Raw genomic sequence first — 22,807 nt, forward strand, 5'->3', positions numbered from 1 at the left:
CCCGGTCACCGGTGCCGCCCCCGCCGCGAGCGCAGGCATCATCGAGCTGGCCCAGCGCCTGCACGACGAGCACGTCGCCGAGGGCATCGCGCAGCGCGACCAGCTCATCTCCGACGCCAAGTCGCAGGCCGCCTCGATCGTGTCCGAGGCCGAGACCCGCGGTCGCGAAGAGCTCGCGAAGCTCGACCGCGAGCGTGTCGGGCTCGAGAGCAAGATCACCGAGCTGCGCAACTTCGAGCGCGACTACCGCGCTCAGCTGCGCAGCTACATCGAGGGCAAGCTGCGCGACCTCGAGACCACGGCGACGCAGTCCGGCGCACAGCCGGTCTCCGCGCTGGGCCTCTAGGCCTTGACGCGTCGACCTCCCCTTCGTCAGGCGGCGGCCGGCACCATCATCGCGATTCTCGCGGTGGCGGTGCTGGCCGCCGACCAGTTGGCGAAGTATCTTGCGCTCGAGAACCTGCCGTACCAGGAGCCCGTCGAGGTTCTGGGCGACTTCCTGAGCTTCTACCTGACGCGCAATCCCGGCGCCGCCTTCTCGCTCGGCGAGGGGGTCACCTGGATCTTCACCATCGCGCTGGCCGCCGTCGCCGGCGTCATCGTCTGGCTCGCCGCGACCCGGGTGCGTTCCCGGCTGTGGGCGGTCGCTCTGGGGCTCCTTCTCGGCGGCGTCCTGGGCAACCTCACCGACCGGCTCTTCCGCGATCCTGGATTCGGCGTCGGGCACGTGGTGGACTTCATCAACACGCCGTGGATGTGGTTCTTCCCCGGCATGTCGCCGGCGATCTACAACGTCGCCGACATCTTCATCGTGTGCGACATGATCGCGATCGCACTGCTGGTACTCGTGGGGGTGCATATGGACGGTACGCGCGACAGCGGCCGTAAAGACCGCGAAGGCGGCCGCAAGGAGAACGAAGAGACGCTCCTGGGCGAGGACGGCGACCAGTTCGCGCCGGGCGGCGCCGTGGCCGGCTTCGGGAGCGAGTTCCCCGTGGCGGACGCGGAGGCCGGGATCCCCGCCGACGAGCGCGGACTGCCGCCGCTGAGCGAGAGCGAGCAGCTCGAGGTCGAGGAAGAGGCCGAGCGCGAGGCGGAGGAGTACGAGGCCGATCCGGAGCCGCGCCGTCCCGGGCGCGACGCCGAGATCTGACGTGGAGTCGCGGAGCCTTCCCGTTCCCGACGGGCTCGACGGCACGCGCGTCGACGCCGCACTCGCGAAGATGCTGGGGTTCTCACGCACCTTCGCGGCAGACGTGGCCGATGCCGGCGGCGTGTCGATGGACGGGCGGACGCTCGCGAAGTCCGACAAGCTCCGCGGCGGAGCCTGGCTCGACGTGGCATGGACGCCCAAGGAGGAGCCGCGCGTCATTCCCGTCGAGGTGCCCGACCTCGGTGTCGTCTATGACGACGACGACATCGTCGTGGTCGACAAGCCCAGCGGCGTCGCCGCTCATCCGTCGCTCGGATGGGAGGGGCCGACCGTGCTGGGCGCCCTCGCCGCGGGCGGCTACCGCATCGCGACGACCGGCGCGGCGGAGCGGCAGGGCGTCGTGCATCGCCTCGACGTCGGCACGAGCGGGCTCATGGTGGTCGCCAAGACCGAGTCCGCCTACGTCGCGCTCAAGCGCGCGTTCAAGGAGCGCGAGGTCGAGAAGATCTACCACGCTGTCGTGCAGGGGCATCCGGACCCGCTCGCCGGCACCATCGACGCGCCGATCGGGCGGCATCCTGCGCACTCGTGGAAGTTCGCCGTCACGCCCGACGGCAAGGACTCCGTCACGCACTACGAGACGCTCGAGGCCTTTCCCGGCGCCTCGCTGCTCGAGATCCATCTCGAGACCGGCCGCACCCATCAGATCCGCGTGCACATGGCCGCGCATCGGCATCCGTGCGTGGGCGACCCGCTCTACGGCGCCGACCCCACGATGTCGGCGCGGCTCGGCCTCACCCGCCAGTGGCTGCACGCGCACGAGCTGTCGTTCGCGCACCCGTCGACGGGGGAGTGGGTCACCTTCACCTCGCCCTATCCCGCCGATCTCGCCCACGCGCTCGAGGTCCTGCGCGGCGACTGACCGCTCCTCTCGCCGCGGTCCGCGTCACCGGCCGCTGAGATCAGCGGCCGCCCTCGAACCGGGCTGCGTCCTCGTCGCGGAGCGCGTGCTCGATGCGGCGACGCATGTCGGGCAGCTCGAGCTCGGGCAGCGAGCGCGCGTCGTACCAGCCGACCTCGGTCATCTCGCCGTCGGCCGGGTACGGCTCGCCCGACACCCAGCTGCAGCGGAAGACGAGGTCGAGGTAATCGGACTGGTCGCCGTTCGGGTAGGTCACGCGGGGGATCTGGTGCACCCACGCCAGGCGCTCCACGCGGCACACGACACCGGCCTCTTCCAGCGTCTCGCGCGCGGCGGCGTCGGCCGGCTCCTCGCCGGGGTCGACGATTCCCGTCACCGGGGTGAGATGGCCGTTGTCGCTGCGACGCCCCAGCAGCACGTCGCCGTCGCGGACGACGACAGCGGTGACGCCGACCAGCGGCAGGGGGCGGGTGCCGACGAATCGGCGCAGGTCGAGGATGAAGTCGGGTGTCGGCATGCACTCACCGTATGCGCGCGACGGCGCGTACGGCGTCCTCGCCCGCCGAAAGGCGCCCATTTCGGACGGTCGCGGATGTCGGAGGCCCCGGCCACACTGAGCGCATGGTGATCGAGGTGCGACCCGCCACGGTGTTCGAAGATGTGGCGGCGGTCATCGGGCCGAAGAAGCCCGAGTCGAGCGTGTGCTTCTGCCTGAGCTACCGCCTCCCGGCGAAGGAGGCGACGGCGCTGCGGGGGCCGGAGCGGGCGGACCGGGTGCGGCGCCTCATGCACGAGGAGGGACCGATCGGGGTGCTGGCGTACGACGGCGAGGAACCCGTCGGCTGGGCGGCGGTCGCTCCGCGCACCAAGACGCATTTCGCCACCTTCCGCAAGATCCCGCACGTCGACGATCTCGACGTGTGGTCGCTGTGGTGCTTCCGCGTGAGGCCCGGTCATCGCAAGAAAGGTGTGATGCATGCGCTGGTCGACGGGGCCGTCGACTTCGCGCGAGAGAGGGGTGCGCCGGCGGTCGAGGGCTACCCGGTCGACAACGGAGACCAGCGGGTCGACCTCACGATGGCGTACGTCGGCACGCAACGGCTCTTCGAGCAGGCCGGTTTCGTGAAGGCCGCCGACACCGACTCGGTGCTGTCGGGGTTTCCGCGTGTGCTCATGCGGCGCGAGCTCTAGCGTGGACGCGTGAACCACCTCCTGCAGCGACGTCTCGAACGGTCCAACACCCTCTACCTGGACTTCCTCGACACGATCCCGCCCGAGCACCTCGGCTCGCACCTGCGTGATCTGCCGTCCGACACGATCGGACATCAGCTCTGGTGCGTGCTCGGCGCCCGCGAGAGCTTTCCCAAGGCCGCGCGCGCGGGGGAGTGGCAGGGCTTCTCCAGCCCCGTCGCGCGGGAGGGATCATCGGATGCCGCGGCGGTGCGTGCCGCCTTCGTCCAGACCGCGGCCGACATCGACGAGTGGGTTGCGGGCATCGACCCGGCGGACGAGGACTCGCTCCGCTACGTCCTGGCCCTCCTCGAGCACGAGACGATGCATCAGGGCCAGCTGATCCGGTACCTGTACGGGCTCGGCATCGACCGGCCCCACACCTGGCAGCAGCAGTACGCGCTCGATGAGGACTTCTGAAGGAACGACTTCTGAGAAACCGCGAACCGCTGTCGCAGCATCCGGCAACACCCGATGTGAGCACAGACAGCGAGATCATCCGCCGGTCCTTCGATGCACCCTCCGTGTTCGCGGAGCCGTTCGAGCGGCGCGCCTGGGTGATCGGCGCATTCGCCCCATGCAGCGGGGACGGCGCCGAGTGGAGGCATCCGCTCGGCGCCGTCGTCCGTGGCGCAACTGTGACGTTCAACTTCAAGGTCAGGCGAGCTCGGCCGTCGCTGTCGGCGACACCCAGCCGACCGGGCTTCGGTGTCCGTGACGATCCATAGACTCGATGCGTGGCATCCGACTCCTTCGTTCATCTGCACGTGCACAGCGAGTACTCGATGCTCGACGGCGCCGCCAAGATCGGCGCCATGACCCAGGCGGCGGCCGATTACGGCATGCCGGCGATCGCCGTCACCGACCACGGCAACACCTTCGCCGCGTTCGAGTTCTACAACGCCGCCAAGGCCGCGGGTGTGAAGCCGATCATCGGACTCGAGGCGTACGTCACCCCCGGCACGCATCGCAGCGACAAGTCGCGGGTCCAATGGGGCTCACCCGAGCAGAAGAGCGATGACGTGTCGGGCTCGGGCGCCTACACCCACATGACGATGTGGAGCCAGAGCACGGAGGGCATGCACAACCTCTTCCGGCTGAGCTCGCTGTCGAGCATGGAGGGGTACTACTTCAAGCCGCGCATGGACCGGGAGCTGCTCGAGACCTACGGGAAGGGGCTCATCGCGACGACGGGCTGCCCGTCGGGGGAGGTGCAGACGCGTCTGCGGCTCGGTCAGTACGATGCCGCGCGCGCGGCGGCCGCGGAGTTCCAGGACATCTTCGGCAAGGACAACTACTTCGCCGAGATCATGGACCACGGGCTCTCGATCGAGCGCCGCGTGATGACCGACCTGATCCGCCTCTCGAAGGATCTCGGCATCCCGCTCGTGGCCACCAACGACTCGCACTACACCCACCAGCACGAGGCCGACGCGCACGCTGCCCTCCTCTGCGTGCAGTCCGGCTCGACGCTCGACGACCCGAACCGATTCAAGTTCGACGGCGACGGCTACTACATCAAGACCGCTCAGGAGATGCGGCAGATCTTCCGGGAGCATCCGGAAGCGTGCGACAACACCCTCCTCATCGCCGAGCGATGCGAGGTCGAGTTCAACACGAGCGCGAACTACATGCCGCGCTTCCCGGTGCCGGACGGCGAGACCGAAGACAGCTGGCTCGTCAAAGAGGTCGAGACGGGGCTGCACTACCGCTACCCCGACGGCATCCCCGACAGGGTTCGCAAGCAGGCCGAGTACGAGACCGGGATCATCCTCCAGATGGGCTTTCCCGGCTACTTCCTCGTCGTCGCCGACTTCATCAACTGGGCGAAGGACAACGGCATCCGGGTCGGTCCCGGCCGCGGCTCCGGCGCCGGCTCGATGGTGGCCTACGCGATGCGCATCACCGATCTCGACCCGCTCGAGCACGGCCTCATCTTCGAGCGGTTCCTCAACCCGGACCGCGTCTCGATGCCCGACTTCGATGTGGACTTCGACGACCGTCGCCGCGGCGAGGTGATCGACTACGTCACGGAGAAGTACGGCTCCGAGCGCGTCGCGCAGATCGTGACCTACGGAACGATCAAGTCCAAGCAGGCGCTCAAGGACGCGGGGCGTGTGCTCGGCTTCCCCTTCAGCATGGGGGAGCGTCTCACGAAGGCGATGCCGCCCGCCGTGATGGGCAAGGACATGCCGTTGAACGGCATGTTCGACCCGCAGCATCCGCGGTTCAAGGAGGCAAGCGAGTTCCGCGCGCTCATCGACACCGACCCGGATGCGAAGACGGTCTTCGACCGCGCGCTCGGGCTCGAGGGACTCAAACGTCAGTGGGGCGTGCACGCCGCCGGCGTCATCATGTCCAGCGAACCGCTGCTCGGCATCATCCCGATCATGCGCCGTGAGCAGGACGGCCAGATCGTCACGCAGTTCGACTACCCGTCGTGCGAGACGCTCGGACTCATCAAGATGGACTTCCTGGGGCTGCGCAACCTCACGATCATCTCCGACGCGCTCGACAACATCAGGATGAACCGGGGCGAAGAGCTCGACCTGGAGCACCTCGCGCTCGATGACAGGGATGCCTACGATCTGCTCACCCGTGGCGACACCCTCGGCGTGTTCCAGCTCGACGGCGGCCCGATGCGGTCACTGCTGCGCCTTCTGAAGCCCGACAACTTCGAAGACATCTCGGCCGTCATCGCGCTGTACCGGCCCGGCCCGATGGGCGCCAACTCGCACATCAACTACGCCCTGCGCAAGAACGGCCAGCAGGACATCACGCCGATCCACCCCGAGCTCGAAGAGCCGCTGCGGGACATCCTCGACACGAGCTACGGCCTGATCATCTATCAGGAGCAGGTGATGGCGATCGCGCAGAAGGTGGCAGGCTTCTCGCTCGGTCAGGCAGACATCCTCCGCCGCGCGATGGGAAAGAAGAAGAAGTCGGAGCTGGACAAGCAGTACGAGGGCTTCTCCGGCGGCATGAAGGAGCGCGGCTTCGGCGACGACGCCATCAAGGCGCTGTGGGACATCCTGCTGCCCTTCTCCGACTACGCGTTCAACAAGGCGCACTCGGCCGCGTACGGCCTGGTGTCGTACTGGACCGCGTACCTCAAAGCCCACTATCCCGCCGAGTACATGGCGGCGCTGCTGACCAGCGTGGGCGACTCCAAAGACAAGATGGCGGTCTACCTCAACGAGTGCCGCCGCATGGGCATCCGGGTGCTGCCGCCGGACGTGGGCGAGTCGATCCGGTACTTCGCGGCGGTGGGGGAGGACATCCGATTCGGGCTCGGCGCCGTCCGCAACGTCGGTGCGAACGTCGTCGAGGGCATCGTCACCGCCCGCAAGGATGCGAAATTCGCGTCGTTCCACGACTTCTTGGTCAAGGTTCCGATGCATGTGGCCAACAAGCGCACCATCGAATCGCTCATCAAGGCCGGTGCGTTCGACTCCATGGGCGATACCCGGCGCGCGCTGCTCGAGGTGCATGAGGATGCGACCGAAGCGGCCGTCGACCGGAAGCGCAACGAGGCGCAGGGCGCCATCGGATTCGATTTCGACAGCCTGTACGACGCGGTCGAAGAGGTGGCGCCGCCGAAGGTGCCGCCGCGTCCGGAGTGGACGAAGAAGGACAAGCTCGCCTTCGAGCGCGAGATGCTCGGGCTCTACGTCTCGGACCACCCGCTCGCGGGCCTCGAGATCCCGCTGGCCAAGCACGCGTCGACCAGCATCCATGATCTGCTCGCCTCGGAAGACGTCGGCGACGGCGATCAGGTGACGATCGCAGGGCTCGTGACGAGCGTGCAGCACCGCGTCGCCAAGCAGAGCGGCAACCCCTACGGCATGATCACCGTCGAGGACTTCGACGGTGAGATCACCGTGATGTTCATGGGGAAGACCTACACGGAGTTCCAGCACATGCTCGTGGCCGACTCCATCCTCGTGGTGCGCGGGCGGGTGTCGCGACGCGACGACGGCATGAACCTGCATGCCCAGTCCGCGTTCACCCCGGACCTGGGGACGGTAGACGACTCGAGCTCCCTGGTGCTCGTCATGCCCGAGCGGCGCGCGAGCGAGGCGCTCGTGGGCGAACTGCTGCAGACCCTGACCCGCCACGCCGGCGACACCGAGGTGTCGCTCAAGCTCCACAGCGGCTCGGTGGCGAAAGTCTTCGAGGTGCCGCACACGGTGCGCATCACCCCCGATCTGTACGGCGAGCTGAAGGGTCTTCTCGGGCCGCAGTGCCTGGGGTGACCTCCGGGTCGCGCGGGTCCGGGCTGATCCGGCCGCGGCGGGCGTGGTCTCATCGCGGTCTCATACGGCGTGGGTAATATCGGGTCGACGCGGGCCTCGGGGCCGCCGGAAAGGACGATCGTGACGGACGAGAATCAGGACGGGAACATCGACGAGGCGGTTGCGACCGAAGAGCCGCCGCAGTACGGAGTGGGGCCGTTCTCGATCCGCGAGGTCGCCCTCGCGGGCACGTGGCTCGTCGCGTTCGTCGTGTCGTTCTTCCCGATCTATGGAGACCTGGGCGAAGGCCCGTCCGTGTGGAGCAGCGGGATCGACTGGGTCCTCACCATCGGCGTGCCGACCGTGGCGGTGTTCCTCATCGTCCTGCGCCGGCTCTCGCCCCAGGGCATCCGCCGAGTCGGCTCCCTCGGGATCGACCAGTTCGCGTCGGTCGCCTTCTCGGTCGCCACCGTCCTGTGGCTGACGATCATCTGGACCTCGTTCGTCCGGCTCGCGAGCGGGGCCGTCTTCCTGGCGACCTGGGTGGTGTGGGTCGAGTTCTTCCTCATGCTCGCCGGCGTGCTGCTGACCGTCCTGGCGCCCTTCATCGCACCGTTCGCGCAGGACTTCCGCGGCCGGCCCGAGATCCCGGCGCACCGCAGTGCCCGCCCGGTGCTGCCCGTCTCTCCTCGCCCCGCCTTCGTGCGGCCCGAGCCTGCCGCCGACGAGTACACACCGTACGCCGATGACACCGCGGACGCTCCCGCCGCCGCGCCCGCGTACGGTAGCGATGCCCCCTACGACACCGACGCCCCGTACGCTGCCGCACCGGCGCCCGCCTCGGATGCGGAAGCGCTCCGCGACGCCGAGGTCGACGCCCACCGAACGCCTGACGCGACCGCGGACGACGCCGAGACGACGGTCATCCCGCTCGACCAGCAGGATCTCGACGCCGGCCGGGAGTCAGCGGCCGCCGCTGACCAGCCCGTCCCGGCCGCCGACGCGGCGGCGACGGAACCCGCCCACGCCCGCGAGTCGTTCGAGCACGTCGAGAACCCGTCCTCGACGGTCGAGCCGGCCGCAGCGACCGCGCCGCAGCATCAGGCGTTCTGGGCGCTCGTCCCCGAGGATCGAGACATCGTCGACGAGATCGGCATCCCGGTGTTCCGCATCGGGCCGACCGCGTGGGCCCTCGTCATCGAGGATCGCGGCGACGTGTTCGTCGTCCGCCACGAGGACGGCCGCATCGGCTACCTGCACGACGTCTCCGGCGTCACGCGCGGCTGAGCGCCCGCGCCCGCGCGGTACCGTAGACGGATGCTCCGGACGATCGACCTGCGAGGGCGCACGCTCTCGCCCGCCGAACTGCTTGCGACAGTTCCCCGTGCCGTCGCGGCACGCGAGGAAGCCCTCGCGACGGCGGCGCGGATCGTCGACGACGTCGCCGAGCGCGGCGAGACCGCCCTGCGCGAGCAGGCCGAGAAGTTCGACGGGGCGACGGGCCACGACATCCGCGTTCCCGCCGCGCACCTCGACGAGGCGCTGACGGCGCTCGACCCTGCCGTGCGCGCTGCGCTCGAATCCGCGATCGCGCGCGTCCGCCGGGCCTCCGCCGCTCAGGTGCCCGCGCCCACCGTCACCGAACTCGGGCCCGGCGCCCGCGTCACGCAGCGGTGGCAGCCGGTGCGCCGCGTCGGGCTCTATGTGCCCGGCGGAAAGGCCGTGTACCCCTCGAGCGTCGTGATGAACGTCGTGCCGGCGCAGGTGGCCGGCGTCAGCGAGATCGCCCTCGCGTCGCCGCCGCAGCGCGAGTTCGGCGGCCGCGTGCATCCCGTGATTCTGGGAGCCGCACGGCTCCTCGGCGTCACCGAGGTGTACGCGATGGGCGGGGCAGGCGCGATCGGCGCTCTCGCGCACGGCGTGGCGTCGCTCGGCCTGGAACCGGTCGACGTCGTCACCGGCCCGGGCAACAACTTCGTCGCTGCCGCCAAGCGCGCCGTCGCCGGGCTCGTCGGGACGGATGCCGAAGCCGGCGCCACCGAGATCCTCGTCGTCGCCGACGACAGTGCCGACGCGCGACTCGTCGCCGCCGACCTCATCAGTCAGGCCGAGCACGACGAGCAGGCCTCGGCCGTGCTCGTGACCACCTCGGAGCGTCTCGCCGACGACGTGCGGGCGGCCATCGCGCCGCGCGCGGCCGCGACCCGGCATGCCGAGCGCGTCGCCGCGGCCCTCGCCGGCCCGCAGTCCGCGATCGTGCTCGTGGACGACCTCGCTGCGGCCACGAGGTTCTCCAACGCCTACGCGCCGGAGCACCTGGAGCTGCACCTCGCCGATCCCCGTCCCGAGGAGTTCGTGCACGCCGGTGCCGTGTTCGTCGGACCGGACTCGCCGGTCAGCCTCGGCGACTACCTCGCCGGCAGCAACCACGTTCTGCCGACCGGAGGTCAGGCGCGTTATGCGGCGGGTCTGTCGGCCGCGACCTTTCTGCGCCCGCAGCAGGTCATCGAGTACGACCGCGACGCCCTCGCGGTCGTCCGCGATGCCATTGTGACGCTCGCCGAAGCCGAGGCGCTTCCCGCCCATGGCGAGGCGATCACGGCCCGGTTCGAGGACTGAGACCGGATTCCCGGCGTAGGCTGTCTCTGCCATGCACTGCCCGTTCTGCCGCCACGCCGATTCGCGCGTCATCGACTCGCGCACCAGCGACGACGGTCTCAGCATCCGTCGCCGTCGCCAGTGCCCGCAGTGCGGCGGACGCTTCACGACGATCGAGACAGCGAGCCTGAACGTCATCAAGCGCTCCGGCGTGATCGAGCCGTTCAGCCGCGAGAAGGTCATGTCGGGCGTGCGCAAGGCCTGCCAGGGACGACCGGTGACCGAGGCCGACCTCGCAGTCCTCGCGCAGACGGTGGAGGAGAGCATCCGCCAGACCGGTGCGTCGCAGCTCGATGCCAACGAGATCGGGCTCGCGATCCTGGGGCCGCTGCGCGAGCTGGACGAGGTCGCCTACCTGCGCTTCGCGAGCGTCTATCAGGCCTTCGACTCCCTGGACGACTTCGAGTCGGCGATCGAGCAGCTGCGCGTCGACCACGGCCGTGCGCGCGCACAGGACGAGACGACCGCAGCCGCGGCGGAGTGACCGGATAGCCTAGGAGGGATGTATCCCCTCCTCTTCCGCACCGTGCTGTCGCGCATGGATCCCGAGTCCGCCCACCACAGTGCGATGGTCGTGATCCGGATGCTGGGGGTCCCGCCCTTCTCGTGGGTCGCCCGCGCGATCACCCGCCCCGACCCGCAGCTGGCGACGAGGGCGCTCGGGCTCGCGTTCGACTCGCCGTTCGGCGTGGCGGCCGGGTTCGACAAGGACGTCACGGGCGCCGCCGGCCTTCATGCGCTGGGATTCGGCCACGTCGAGGTCGGCACGGTGACGGCGATCCCGCAGGACGGGAATCCGCGCCCGCGCCTGTTCCGCCTGATCCCGGATCGCGCCGTCGTCAACCGGATGGGCTTCAACAACCACGGCGCCGAGGCCGCCGCGGGGCGCCTGCGCAGACTGCGCCGGCGCGCGCGTCGCACCGTACTCGGAGTGAACATCGGCAAGAGCCGCGTGGTCGACGTCGCCGACGCGACAGCCGACTACGTGCGCAGCGCCACGCTGCTGGCGCCGCTCGCCGACTATCTCGTCGTGAACGTGTCGTCGCCGAACACTCCTGGTCTGCGCGGACTGCAGGCGGTCGAGACCCTGCGGCCGCTGCTGGACGCCGTGCGAGCGGCGGCCGGCACCACGCCGCTGCTCGTCAAGATCGCCCCCGACCTGTCCGACGACGAGGTCGTCGCGATCGCACGGCTCGCGGTCGACGCCGGCCTCTCCGGCATCATCGCCACGAACACCACGATCTCGCGTGACGGACTCGTCACCGACGCCGCGGTGATCGCGGCCGCCGGCGACGGCGGCCTGTCAGGCGCCCCGCTGAAGAAGCGCGCGCTCGAGGTGCTGCGACTGCTGCGCGAGACGGTGCCCGCAGAGTTCTGCGTCATCTCCGTCGGCGGGGTGGAGACCGCCGCCGACGTACAGGAACGGCTGGATGCCGGCGCCACGCTGGTGCAGGGCTACACGGCCTTCCTGTACCGCGGTCCGCTCTGGGCCCGCCAGATCAACCGCGGACTGGCGACGCAGCGCTGACGGCGTGCGTCGCCGGGCGGCTCAGGCCGGCTTCTGACCGCGCTTGACCTGCGGCTTCGGCAGGCGCAGGAACCGCATCTGCACGGTGCGCATCGCCGCGTACCAGCCGAGGCCCTTCTCCACCCGGCCTTCGCCGAACTTCTTCTTCACGGCCCGCTTGACCGTGATCGAGGTGATCACCATGTCGCCGATGACGAAGAAGATGAAGATCCACAGGCCCACGAACGCGTAGTACTGCACGGCGGGGAGCGGGAGGAACGTGGCGAGGATCACGACGACCATCGCGGGCATGACCGCCTCGCCGAGGTGCCAGCCGGCGTCGACCCAGTCGCGCACGAACTTGCGCTGGGGACCCTGGTCCCGAGCGGGCAGATAGCGCTGGTCGCCGTTGGCCATGCCGATGCGGGCTTTCTCGCGCTGCGTGGCGAGGTCGGCCTTCGCGCGAGCCCTCGCCTCCTTGGTGTCGGCGACGAGGGGGCGCTTGCGCGCGGCCTCCTGCTCGGCGCGGGAGGGGGTGGGGCGTCCCTTGGGCGCAGGACCGCCGAGGGGGACGCCGTTCAGCGCGGTGCCCTCCGACGGTGCGCCGTTGGACGAAGGTGCTGCAGGTGTCTTGGCCACGGATGATCCTCGATGTACGGAGTAGGGGTGCACTTAAGATTACCCGCATGACCTCTGACCTCTCCCGACAGGATGCTGTGCGCGACGCCGCGGCATCCGGCATCCCTTCCGCCCTCGCCGATCTCGGGACGCTGGTGCGCATCCCGTCCGTCGCATTCCCCGGGTTCGACCCTGCGGAGGTGCAGCGCAGCGCCGACGCGGTCGCCGGGCTGGTGCGCGAGACCGGTCTCTTCGAGACGGTCGAGATCCGCACCGCGGTGATCCCGGCGACGGGGGAGCAGGGCAGCCCCGCCGTGCTCGCCACGCGCGCCGCCCGCAACGGTCGCCCGACGATCCTGCTCTATGCACACCACGACGTGCAGCCGGTCGGCGACGAGTCGCTGTGGGAGTCGTCGCCGTTCGAGCCGACGGTGCGCGGCGGCCGCCTGTACGGTCGCGGCGCCGCCGACGACAAGGCGGGCGTCATGGCGCACCTGGCAGCGCTCCGGGCGCTCAAGGAGGCGCTCGGCGACGACTTCGATCTCGGTGTCGTGCTGTTCTTCGAGGGCGAGGAAGAGGCCGGCTCCCGCTCGTTCGCCCAGTTCCTGTCCGACAACGCCGACGCGCTCCGCGCCGACGTGATCGTGGTCGCAGACTCGGGCAACTGGGACGCGAAGACGCCGGCGCTGACCGTCTCGCTGCGCGGGAACACCCGCTTCACGCTTCGGGTGCGCACACTCGAGCACGCGTCGCACTCGGGCATGTTCGGGGGCGCGGTACCCGACGCCATGATGGCGACCGTCAAGCTGCTCTCGACGCTGTGGGACGACGACGGCGCGGTCGCCGTGGCGGGACTCACGGAACGGGATGCCGAAACCCCGCCGTACAGCGAGGAGACACTGCGTGACGAGGCAGGGCTTCCCGCGGGCGTCTCGCCGGTCGGCCGCGGCACGATCCTCAGCCGCATCTGGAACAAGCCGTCCATCACGGTGACCGGCATCGACGCGCCCAGCGTGGTCAACGCCTCCAACACACTCAGCCCTGAGATCTCGGTGGTCATCAGCGCCCGCATCGCGCCGGGCCAGGCGGCACGCGACGCGTACGCCGCGATCGAGTCCCACCTTCTCGCCCACGCGCCGTTCGGCGCGCAGCTCGAGTTCAGCGACCACGACTTCGGCGACGCGTTCCTGGTGGACACCTCGGGCTGGGCCGTCGAGGCCGCGCGCGAAGCCCTGCACGAGGGCTACGGCGTGGAGTCGGTCGACATCGGCGTCGGCGGGTCGATCCCCTTCATCGCCGACCTGGTGCGCGAGTTCCCGGGAGCGCAGATCCTCGTGACGGGCGTCGAGGACCCGCACGCGAAGGCGCACAGCCCGAACGAGTCGCTGCACCTCGAGACCTTCCGCAACGCCGTCCTGGCCGAGGCGCTGCTGCTCGAGAGGCTCGACGCGCGCACCTCGGAGGCGTAGGCGATCTCCGGGATCGGCGCACACACGCCGATCCCGGAGCCTCCTCCCGGCGCGCACGCGTAGAATCGAGGCATCCCGCCGCCTGCAGTGGATGATCGATCCGGGCGGCCCTTCCGGAGGAGTGCCATGACCGACACCGCACTGACGACCGAGCTGACCGCCCGTGAGCATGGCGTGCTGCTGACCGACGCCGCCGCCGGCAAGGTCAAGAACCTGCTGGAGCAGGAGGGTCGCGACGACCTTCGTCTGCGCGTCGCCGTGCAGCCCGGCGGCTGCAGCGGCCTGATCTACCAGCTGTACTTCGACGAGCGCTATCTCGACGGCGACAAGACCGTCGACTTCGACGGCGTCGAGGTGATCATCGACGACATGAGCGTCCCGTACCTCGACGGCGCCACCATCGACTTCAAGGACACCATCTCGGAACAGGGGTTCACGATCGACAACCCCAACGCGGCGGGCTCGTGCGCCTGCGGCGACAGCTTCCACTGACGGGTCGGCGATCCGACACTTTTCCGGCGGGTCCGGCGTGCCACGAATGGCCGCCGGGCCCGCCTTTTTCAACGTGTCGGACACGATCCAACCTGGGCGGATGGCCTGAATCCCCTGGACGCTTGCCCTAGACTGGCGGGAGTCCTGTTCGTGATCGGAAAGGTGCACAGTGCCTTCGAAACGCCGTATCCGCTGGGCCGTTCTCCCGCTCGGGATCGCAACGGCAGCAGTCCTCGCCGGATGCACCCCGACCGAGCTGCACGGCTTCCTCCCCGGGTTCACCGAAGACGGCCAGGCGGCCACCAACCACACCGACATGGTCGCCGGTCTCTGGGTCAACTCCTGGATCGTCCTGCTGGCCGTCGGCGTCATCACGTGGGGCCTGATGGGCTGGGCCGCGATCGCCTACCGCCGGCGCAAGGGTCAGATGGGTCTTCCCGTCCAGCTGCGCTACAACATGCCGATCGAGATCTTCTACACGATCGTCCCGCTCATCCTGGTGATCGGGTTCTTCGCCTTCACGGCGCGTGACCAGGCGGTCCTCGAGACCCAGTACGACGAGCCGGACGTTTCGATCACGGCGATCGGCAAGCAGTGGGCGTGGGACTTCCAGTACAACGGCGAGACCGACAACGACACCGTCTGGAGCATGGGCGTCCAGGCTCAGCCTGCTCCCAACGGCGACATCGACCAGGCCGCGCTTCCGACTCTGTACCTTCCGGTCGACCAGACGGTCAAGATCAAGCTGCAGTCGCGCGACGTCATCCACTCGTTCTGGATCATCGACTTCCTCTACAAGAAGGACATGTACATCGGGAAGGACAACTACTGGTCCTTCACGCCGACCCGGGAGGGCACGTACGCCGGCAAGTGCGCCGAGCTGTGCGGCGAGTACCACTCGGCGATGCTCTTCAACGTGGAGGTCGTGAGCGAAGACGAGTACGAGGACTACCTCGACTCGCTCCGCGACGCCGGCCAGACCGGTGACATTGACGACGCCTATGACCGCCTGCAGAACTACCCGGGTACGGGTGCGTCCGGCGAGGCGTCAGACGAAGAGGGAGACCACTGATCATGGCGACGACGCTTCCGCTCCAGGAGACGACGCAGGGTCGCCCCACGACCCTGCCGCCGCGTCAGGCCGCACTGCTCAGCGCATCGCGCGTCGAGCAGAAGGGCAACATCATCGTCAAGTGGATCACCTCCACCGACCACAAGACGATCGGCTACCTGTACCTCATCTCGTCCGTCGTGTTCTTCATGCTCGGCGGCGTCATGGCGTTGATCATCCGCGCCGAGCTCTTCGAGCCCGGCATGCAGATCATCCCGACGAAAGAGCAGTACAACCAGCTCTTCACGATGCACGGCACGATCATGCTGCTCATGTTCGCGACCCCGCTGTTCGCGGGCTTCGCGAACGCGATCCTGCCGCTGCAGATCGGCGCGCCCGACGTGGCGTTCCCGCGTCTGAACGCGTTCGCCTTCTGGCTGTTCCTCTTCGGTTCGACGATCGCCGTCGCCGGCTTCCTCACCCCGCAGGGTGCGGCGTCGTTCGGATGGTTCGCCTACCAGCCGCTCGCGAACGCCAGCTTCTCACCCGGCGCCGGCGGCAATCTCTGGATGCTCGGCCTCGGCATGAGCGGTTTCGGAACGATCCTCGGTGCCGTGAACTTCATCACGACCATCATCACCATGCGCGCGCCCGGCATGACGATGTGGCGCATGCCGATCTTCTCCTGGAACACGCTGATCACCAGCATCCTGGTCCTGATGGCGTTCCCGGTGCTCGCCGCGGCGATCCTGGCCGCCGCCGCAGACCGCGTGCTCGGCGCGCACATCTACGACCCGGCGAATGGCGGCGTGCTGCTGTGGCAGCACCTGTTCTGGTTCTTCGGGCACCCTGAGGTGTACATCATCGCGCTGCCGTTCTTCGGCATCGTCTCCGAGATCTTCCCGGTGTTCAGCCGCAAGCCGATCTTCGGGTACAAGACCCTGGTCTACGCGACGATCGCCATCGCGGCGCTGTCGGTGGCGGTGTGGGCTCACCACATGTACGTCACGGGCGCGGTGCTCCTGCCGTTCTTCGCGCTCATGACCATGCTGATCGCGGTGCCCACCGGCGTGAAGATCTTCAACTGGATCGGCACCCTCTGGCGAGGCTCGGTCACCTTCGAGACGCCGATGGTCTTCGCGCTCGGCTTCCTCGTGTCGTTCGTCTTCGGTGGCCTCACCGGCGTGATCCTCGCATCGCCGCCGCTGGACTTCGCCCTGTCGGACTCGTACTTCGTCGTCGCGCACTTCCACTACGTCGTGTTCGGCACCGTCGTGTTCGCGATGTTCGCCGGGTTCTACTTCTGGTGGCCGAAGTGGACGGGACGGATGCTGAACGAGCGTCTGGGCTACGTGCACTTCTGGATGCTGTTCATCGGCTTCCACATGACGTTCCTCATTCAGCACTGGCTGGGTGTAGACGGCATGGTCCGCCGCTACGCCGACTACTCCGAGGCCGACGGCTGGACGTGGCAGAACCAGGTGTCGACGATCGGCGCCGTCATTCTCGGCGCCTCGATGATCCCGTTCCTCTTCAACGTCTGGATCACGTCGCGCAAGGCGCCGAAGGTGACCGTCAACGACCCGTGGGGCTACGGCGCGTCGCTCGAGTGGGCGACGTCGTGCCCGCCGCCGCGGCACAACTTCACGTCGATCCCGCGCATCCGCAGCGAGCGGCCGGCATTCGACCTGAACCACCCCGAGGCGGGGATCCCGGTCGGCGTCGGCCCTGCGAAGGACGCTCCCGAAGCACCGGTCTCCGACCTCGCCGATGGAGAGGTGAAGTAAGTGCGCACCAACACCGGACTCTGGTGGCTGCTGTCCACGTTCTTCCTGTTCGTGGCGGCCGTCTACACCGGCTGGAACATCATCGCCCACCCCGACGTGCCGTGGTACCACGGCGTGGAATGGGTCGGCAGCGTCGCTCTGCTCTTCACCGCGCTCATGGGCGCGCTCATCGCCTTCTACATCGGCCGCGTGCACCACGCGCAGGGCGGCGAGCTGCCCGAGGATCTGCTCACCGCTGACATCGACGACGGCGACCCGGAGCTGGGCGAGTTCAGCCCGTGGTCCTGGTGGCCGATCGTGCTCGCGTTCTCTGCAGCCCTCGGCATGATCGGCCTGGCGGTCGGCGCGTGGCTCATGCCGATCGGAATCGGCGTCTTCGTCGTCGCGATCGTCGGCTGGGTGTACGAGTACTACCGCGGGTACTTCGCTCGCTGATCCGCCGACTGACGCCTCGCGTGGCCTGCCACGTCGCGTGCCCGGGTGCCCGTCCATGACGGGCGCCCGGGCACGTCTGCGTGCGGCCGCCTTCTCCGACATCGGTCCGCACCGCGCCACCAACCAGGATGCCGCGTTCACAGCCACGTGGGGAGCGGCCGTCGCCGACGGCGTGGGCGGGGGACCGGCCGGCGATCTGGCCTCCTCGACGTTCGTCCATCGTCTCGCCGCGGGGCGACTCGATGGACTCGAGCCCATCCAGCTCGCGGACAGCGTGCGGTCAGCGAACTGGGATCTGCGCGCCCACGTCGAGCGGGACCCGTCGCTGCAGGGCATGGCCACCACGTTCACGGGGCTGTTCATCGACCGCGACGGCGGCATCCTGCTCGCGCACACGGGCGACTCGCGCGCATACCGACTGCGCGACGGAGCGCTGACACAGATGAGTCGCGACGATTCCCTCGTCCAGGCGCTGGTCGATCAGGGACTCGTATCGATCGCGGAGGCGGCTTCGCACCCCCGGCGCAACCTCATCACCGCCTCCTTGAGCGGCGCGGAGCGCGACGCCGCAACGGTGACGGCCTTCGATGCTCCGGTCGGCGACCGCTGGATGCTCTGCAGCGACGGGCTCACCGACTATGTTCCGGATGCCGACATCCGCGCCATCCTGACCGGCATCGAGGACGCGGAGGCGGCCGCGGAAGCGTGCGTCAGCCGGGCGCTCGACGCCGGCAGTCGCGACAACGTCACCGTCGTCGTGTGCGACGTCGTCGATTCGTGGATCCACGGTGACGCCCCGGCGGCGACGTCCTTCTACGGTGCCGCCGCGGCGCGATACATGGAGGGTCTCGAGTCGGCCTGAGCCGGCGTCATGCGGCGCTCAGCCGGGGTCGCGCGGCGCTCAGCCGGCGACCTTCGAGCGCACGACCATGACCTGCGGGTCGAACACGCGGGGGAGTGCGCCCTCGTCGTTCTCGGTGGGCTGGCCCTCGCGCACCCAGTACTCGTAGCCGCCGATCATCTCCTTGACGGAGTAGCCCAGCTTCGCGAACTCGACGGCGCCCTTCGTGCCGGCGTTGCAACCCGAGCTCCAGCAGTACACGACGACGCGAGTCGACGGATCGATCTCGCGCGGTGCGCGCTCAGCGATCTCCCGATAGGGCATGTGGATGGCTCCCTGGATGCGCCCCTGGGCCCACGCGTCGTCGCCGCGCACGTCCACCAGCACGAACGGCTCGCCGTCCTTCTGCGCGGCGTACACGTCGGAGGCATCCGTCTCGAGGGCGAGCTTGGCGGAGAAGTACGAGAGCGCATCGGTCATGAGTCCACGCTACGACAGGGCCCGAGCACCGGACCCTGGATCCCCGGTCATACCGCGTACGATTCCTGCCGATGCCGGACGACGGATGCCTCGGCACGATCGTGAAGATCATGCCGAGGCATCCGTCAGGGAAGGGCTGCGACCTACTGGTCGGTCTCCTTCTCGCGGTTCTTCGGCGACTTGGTGCCGGCCTCGGGCTCGGGCACGATCACGTTCGAGGGGCGCACCGGCACCTCGCTGTTCCTGCCGTCGTCGATGGGCGTGTGCGGCGCGTCCGGCACACCAGCACGCTCGTGGGCACCCTGCAGCTCGAGATCCTCTTCCTCGGCGATGTGGCCGAGCTCGTGGTGCTGGTGAGCCAGTGCCGCGTCGAGCTCGCCCTGCGAGACCGGGGTGAGGCGGTCCTCGAAGAACCAGCGCGAGATCGAGGCCCGCACGTTCTCGTGCCACGGGATGCGACCCTGGGCGTTCGGGCGTACGACGAGCGGCTCGTAGGTGTCGAAGTCGGCGAGCTTGAAGCGCTCGTACTCGTCGACGGGCTGGTGAACCTCGATGTACTCGCCGCCGGGGAGACGGACGATACGGCCCGACTCGTAGCCGTGCAGGACGATCTCTCGATCCTTCTTCTGCAGTGCGACGCAGATGCGCTTGGTCACGAAGTACGCGACGATCGGGCCGAGGATCAGCAGCGCCTGCAGCGTGTGGATCACGCCCTCCATCGTCAGCCAGAAGTGCGTGGCGATGATGTCGGAGGAGGCAGCGGCCCACATGACGGCGTAGAACGTCACACCGGCGGCGCCGATCGCCGTGCGCGTCGCGGCGTTGCGCGGACGCTGTGCGATGTGGTGTTCCCGCTTGTCGCCCGTGACCCACGCCTCGATGAACGGGTAGATCAGGACCAGCACGATGAAGATGCCGATGACGATGAGCGGCACCAGGATGTTGAACGACCACGTGCGGTCGAGGAACACGACCTCCCACCCGGGCGGGATGAGACGCAGCATGCCGTCGGCGAAGCCGATGTACCAGTCGGGCTGGGTGCCCGCCGACACGGGGGACGGGTCGTACGGGCCGTAGTTCCAGATCGGGTTGATCGTGAACAGCGAGGCGATGAGCACGATCACGCCGAACGTGATGAACAGGAAGCCGCCCATCTTCGACATGTAGACCGGCATCATCGGGTAGCCGACGACGACGCTGTTGGTGCGCCCCGCGCCCGCGAACTGGGTGTGCTTGTTGATCACCATCAGCATGAGGTGGACCACGAGCAGTCCGACGAGGATCGCCGGCAGCAGCAGGATGTGCAGCGTGTACAGACGGCCGACGATCGCCGAGCCCGGGAACTCACCGCCGAACAGCAGGAACGAGGTCCAGGTGCCGATCAGCGGGATGCCCTTGATGATGCCGTCGATGATGCGCAGGCCGTTGCCCGAGAGCACGTCGTCAGGCAGCGAGTAGCCGGTGAAGCCCTCGCCCATCGCGAGGATGAACAGGATGAAGCCGATCACCCAGTTCAGCTCGCGCGGCTTGCGGAACGCGCCCGTGAAGAACACGCGCAGCATGTGCACGCCGATGCCGGCCACGAAGACGAGGGCCGCCCAGTGGTGGATCTGGCGCACGAGCAGGCCGCCGCGCAGGTCGAACGAGATCTCGAGGGTCGACGCCATGGCTGCCGACATCTCGATGCCGCGCATCGGGAGGTACGCCCCGTTGTAGTGGGTCTCGACCATCGACGCCTGGAAGAAGAACGTCAGGAAGGTACCCGTCAGCAGGATGACGACGAACGCCCAGAGGGCGATCTCGCCGAGCATGAACGACCAGTGGTCGGGGAAGATCTTGCGGCCGAGCTCCTTGACGAAGCCCGAGAGGCTCGTGCGCTCGTCGATGTAGTTCGCGGTCGCGCCGATGAAGCGGCCGCCGAGGGGCTTGTCGCGCCCGTTCGGTGACACGGGCGCCACGGGAGCCTCAGGCTGCTCGGTGACGGTTGAGGTGCTCAATGACGCTCCCAGAAGCTCGGGCCGACGGGCTCGTTGAAGTCGCTCCTCGCGATGAGGTAGCCCTCGTCGTCGACGGTGATGGGCAGCTGCGGCAGCGGACGCGCGGCCGGGCCGAAGATGACCTTGGCGTGGTCCGTGACGTCGAACTGCGACTGGTGGCAGGGGCACAGCAGGTGATGCGTCTGCTGCTCATACAGCGCCACCGGGCAGCCGACGTGGGTGCAGACCTTGGAGTAGGCGACGATGCCGTTGTAGGACCATTCCTTGCGCTCCTCGGACTCCACCAGGTCCTCGGGTAGCAGGCGGACGAGAAGCACGATGGCCTTGGCCTTCTCCTCGAGGTATCCCTCGCTGTGCGACACCGCGGCCAGGGCCTCGGGGATGACGTGCACGGCGGAACCGAGCGTGAGGTCCGCGGCGCGGATGGGCTCGCCCGAGGGGTCGTGCGCCAGGCGCATGCCCTTCTTCCACATGGTGTGCTCGAGCAGGTACACGGGGTCGCCCGCGTGCGGCTTGTCGGGCGAGTCGAACGGCGCGAGCCCGCGGAACAGCACGACGCCGGGAACGACCGAGGCCACGAGCGCGGCGATCATCGAGTTGCGGACCATGACGCGGCGACCGAAGCCGGACTCCTCGTTCGCGTCTGCGAACGCCTTGATCGCGGCCTCACGCGTCGTGTCGCGGCCACGCGTGGCATGGCGCGGCTCGACGAACTCCTTGTCGGACACGACGGCCTTCGACCAGTGGATCGCGGCGACGCCGATGGCCAGCAGCGCGAGCGCGATGCCGAGTCCGATGAAGAGGTTGTTGTTGCGGATGTCGACGATCCGCCCGCTCTCGATCGGGAACAGCATGTATGCCGCGATGGCCCAGATGCTGCCGGCGATCGAAAGGTAGAACAGCGTGTAGACGCCGCGCACGGCGCGCTTCATCGAAGCGGGGTCCTGGTCGGTCATCCGCTCGCGGTGCGGGGGGAGGCCAGGGTTGTGCACCGGGTCGGGGACCGCGACGGCGAGCCCGGGGGAGGGCTTCCAGGAAGCCCTCTCGTGCTCGAGCGGGTCGTCCTCGTGGGCCATGCTGCTCCTCGTCAGTGTTGCGTGTGTCGTACGTAGATCAGTTGGACTTCGCCGTGATCCACACGGTGATGGCGATCAGCGAACCGATCCCGAAGATCCAGATGAAGAGGCCCTCCGAGACGGGGCCCAGCGAGCCGAGCGTGAATCCGCCCGCCGACTCGTTGTCCTGCAGGTAGAGCAGGTAGGTGATGACGTCGCGCTTCTCTTCGGTGGTCAGCGTCATGTCGTTGAACACCGGCATGTTCTGCGGGCCGGTCACCATCGCCGCGTACATGTTGAGGGGACTCGTCGTGTGCAGGTTCGGCGCGTACTTGCCTTCGGTGAGCGCACCGCCCGCGCCGGCGACGTTGTGGCACATCGCGCAGTTGATGCGGAAGAGCTCGCCGCCCTCGGAGGCGCTGCCGCCACCGTCGAGGACCTCGTCGTCGGGGTAGGTCGGGCCGGGTGCGATCGACTGGACGTACTCGCCGACGGCCGCGATCTGCTCCTCGGTGAACTGCGGCGGCTTCTGCGGTGCCTGGGGCCCCTGCATCTGCAGCGGCATGCGACCGGTGCTCATCTGGAAGTGCACCGCGAGCTCGCCGACGCCGTACAGCGACGGGCCGTCCTCGGTGCCCTGCACATTCAGGCCGTGGCAGGTGGCGCAGTTCGCCTGGAACAGCTTCTTGCCGTCCTCCACGGTGAGCGCGGAGTTCGTCGCCGTCTCGGGGGTCGTCGCCGCCATCGCGGCGGATGCCCCGGCGTAGACGCCGCCGGTGATGAGCAGGCCGATGCCGATCAGTGCGGCTGCAGCCCAGGGGCTGCGGCGGCCTTTCGAGCGGCGCGTGGTCTCTCGTGCCATGTCGGGTTACAGCTC

20 protein-coding genes and 2 pseudogenes are annotated in these 22,807 nt (G+C 68.7%); 16 read left to right on the forward strand and 6 right to left on the reverse strand.

Features of this window, described 5'->3' with window-relative positions:
* The 3 genes and pseudogenes from ACI3KY_RS08965 to ACI3KY_RS08975 form a co-directional block, all read left to right on the forward strand.
* A pseudogene (locus tag ACI3KY_RS08965) lies at nt 1-346 on the forward strand (cell division protein); the annotation flags it as partial.
* A 3-nt stretch (nt 347-349) separates the two neighbouring features.
* A pseudogene (gene lspA, locus ACI3KY_RS08970) lies at nt 350-877 on the forward strand (signal peptidase II); the annotation flags it as partial.
* A gap of 277 nt (nt 878-1,154) precedes the next feature.
* On the forward strand, nt 1,155-2,075 hold the full coding sequence (locus ACI3KY_RS08975; protein ID WP_404929829.1) for an RluA family pseudouridine synthase: 921 nt from the start codon (nt 1,155-1,157) through the stop codon (nt 2,073-2,075).
* 40 nt (nt 2,076-2,115) lie between these two features.
* Here ACI3KY_RS08975 and ACI3KY_RS08980 read toward each other — a convergent pair whose 3' ends face one another.
* Complete coding sequence (locus ACI3KY_RS08980; protein ID WP_404929830.1) at nt 2,116-2,592, reverse strand: NUDIX hydrolase; 477 nt, start codon at nt 2,590-2,592, stop codon at nt 2,116-2,118.
* Nucleotides 2,593-2,696: 104 nt separating this feature from the next.
* Between ACI3KY_RS08980 and ACI3KY_RS08985 the strand changes: the two genes are divergently transcribed.
* From ACI3KY_RS08985 to ACI3KY_RS09015, 7 genes are all read left to right on the forward strand, one after another.
* Nucleotides 2,697-3,266, forward strand: coding sequence for a GNAT family N-acetyltransferase (locus ACI3KY_RS08985; RefSeq protein WP_404929831.1), 570 nt, complete (start codon nt 2,697-2,699; stop codon nt 3,264-3,266).
* 9 nt (nt 3,267-3,275) lie between these two features.
* Nucleotides 3,276-3,725 (forward strand): DinB family protein, encoded by a 450-nt coding sequence (locus ACI3KY_RS08990; RefSeq protein ID WP_404929832.1) that lies wholly within the window; start codon nt 3,276-3,278, stop codon nt 3,723-3,725.
* Between the two features lie 365 nt (nt 3,726-4,090).
* On the forward strand, nt 4,091-7,561 hold the full coding sequence (dnaE, locus tag ACI3KY_RS08995; RefSeq protein ID WP_404929887.1) for a DNA polymerase III subunit alpha: 3,471 nt from the start codon (nt 4,091-4,093) through the stop codon (nt 7,559-7,561).
* A 120-nt stretch (nt 7,562-7,681) separates the two neighbouring features.
* Nucleotides 7,682-8,827, forward strand: coding sequence for a hypothetical protein (locus tag ACI3KY_RS09000; protein ID WP_404929833.1), 1,146 nt, complete (start codon nt 7,682-7,684; stop codon nt 8,825-8,827).
* 30 nt (nt 8,828-8,857) lie between these two features.
* Nucleotides 8,858-10,159, forward strand: coding sequence for a histidinol dehydrogenase (hisD, locus tag ACI3KY_RS09005; RefSeq protein ID WP_404929834.1), 1,302 nt, complete (start codon nt 8,858-8,860; stop codon nt 10,157-10,159).
* 31 nt (nt 10,160-10,190) lie between these two features.
* Nucleotides 10,191-10,682, forward strand: coding sequence for a transcriptional regulator NrdR (gene nrdR, locus ACI3KY_RS09010; protein ID WP_404929835.1), 492 nt, complete (start codon nt 10,191-10,193; stop codon nt 10,680-10,682).
* 18 nt (nt 10,683-10,700) lie between these two features.
* Entirely contained in the window at nt 10,701-11,726 is a 1,026-nt protein-coding gene (locus ACI3KY_RS09015) for a quinone-dependent dihydroorotate dehydrogenase (protein WP_404929836.1), read from the forward strand.
* Nucleotides 11,727-11,747: 21 nt separating this feature from the next.
* On the opposite strand, the gene ACI3KY_RS09020 is transcribed toward ACI3KY_RS09015, so the two are convergent.
* The gene (locus ACI3KY_RS09020; protein WP_404929837.1) at nt 11,748-12,344 is read right to left on the reverse strand and encodes a DUF3043 domain-containing protein; all 597 of its coding nucleotides are present in this window, start codon (nt 12,342-12,344) and stop codon (nt 11,748-11,750) included.
* Between the two features lie 47 nt (nt 12,345-12,391).
* On the opposite strand from ACI3KY_RS09020, the gene ACI3KY_RS09025 reads away from it, so the two are divergent.
* The 6 genes from ACI3KY_RS09025 to ACI3KY_RS09050 all read left to right on the forward strand — a co-directional run bounded on the left by ACI3KY_RS09025 (nt 12,392) and on the right by ACI3KY_RS09050 (nt 18,419).
* On the forward strand, nt 12,392-13,792 hold the full coding sequence (locus tag ACI3KY_RS09025; protein WP_404929838.1) for a dipeptidase: 1,401 nt from the start codon (nt 12,392-12,394) through the stop codon (nt 13,790-13,792).
* Between the two features lie 126 nt (nt 13,793-13,918).
* A complete protein-coding gene (gene erpA, locus ACI3KY_RS09030; RefSeq protein WP_331909443.1) occupies nt 13,919-14,284 on the forward strand; it encodes an iron-sulfur cluster insertion protein ErpA in 366 nt (121 codons plus the stop codon).
* A 169-nt stretch (nt 14,285-14,453) separates the two neighbouring features.
* On the forward strand, nt 14,454-15,356 hold the full coding sequence (gene coxB / locus ACI3KY_RS09035) for a cytochrome c oxidase subunit II (protein ID WP_404929839.1): 903 nt from the start codon (nt 14,454-14,456) through the stop codon (nt 15,354-15,356).
* 2 nt (nt 15,357-15,358) lie between these two features.
* Entirely contained in the window at nt 15,359-17,122 is a 1,764-nt protein-coding gene (gene ctaD, locus ACI3KY_RS09040) for a cytochrome c oxidase subunit I (RefSeq protein ID WP_404929840.1), read from the forward strand.
* Entirely contained in the window at nt 17,123-17,557 is a 435-nt protein-coding gene (locus ACI3KY_RS09045; RefSeq protein WP_404929841.1) for a cytochrome c oxidase subunit 4, read from the forward strand.
* A 55-nt stretch (nt 17,558-17,612) separates the two neighbouring features.
* Complete coding sequence (locus ACI3KY_RS09050; protein WP_404929842.1) at nt 17,613-18,419, forward strand: PP2C family protein-serine/threonine phosphatase; 807 nt, start codon at nt 17,613-17,615, stop codon at nt 18,417-18,419.
* A gap of 39 nt (nt 18,420-18,458) precedes the next feature.
* Here the strand turns inward: ACI3KY_RS09050 and ACI3KY_RS09055 are convergent, their stop codons facing one another.
* From ACI3KY_RS09055 to ACI3KY_RS09070, 4 genes are all read right to left on the reverse strand, one after another.
* Nucleotides 18,459-18,878, reverse strand: a complete 420-nt coding sequence (locus ACI3KY_RS09055; RefSeq protein ID WP_404929843.1) for a rhodanese-like domain-containing protein — start codon at nt 18,876-18,878, stop codon at nt 18,459-18,461.
* Between the two features lie 143 nt (nt 18,879-19,021).
* Entirely contained in the window at nt 19,022-20,875 is a 1,854-nt protein-coding gene (locus ACI3KY_RS09060) for a cytochrome bc complex cytochrome b subunit (protein WP_404929844.1), read from the reverse strand.
* Nucleotides 20,872-21,951, reverse strand: coding sequence for a Rieske 2Fe-2S domain-containing protein (locus tag ACI3KY_RS09065; RefSeq protein WP_404929845.1), 1,080 nt, complete (start codon nt 21,949-21,951; stop codon nt 20,872-20,874). The genes ACI3KY_RS09060 and ACI3KY_RS09065 overlap by 4 nt, the downstream gene beginning before the upstream one ends.
* Nucleotides 21,952-21,988: 37 nt before the next feature.
* On the reverse strand, nt 21,989-22,792 hold the full coding sequence (locus ACI3KY_RS09070) for a c-type cytochrome (RefSeq protein ID WP_404929846.1): 804 nt from the start codon (nt 22,790-22,792) through the stop codon (nt 21,989-21,991).
* Nucleotides 22,793-22,807 lie beyond the last annotated feature (15 nt).

The sequence above is a fragment of the Microbacterium sp. ZW T2_14 genome, assembly GCF_044987405.1.
Classification (GTDB): domain Bacteria; phylum Actinomycetota; class Actinomycetes; order Actinomycetales; family Microbacteriaceae; genus Microbacterium.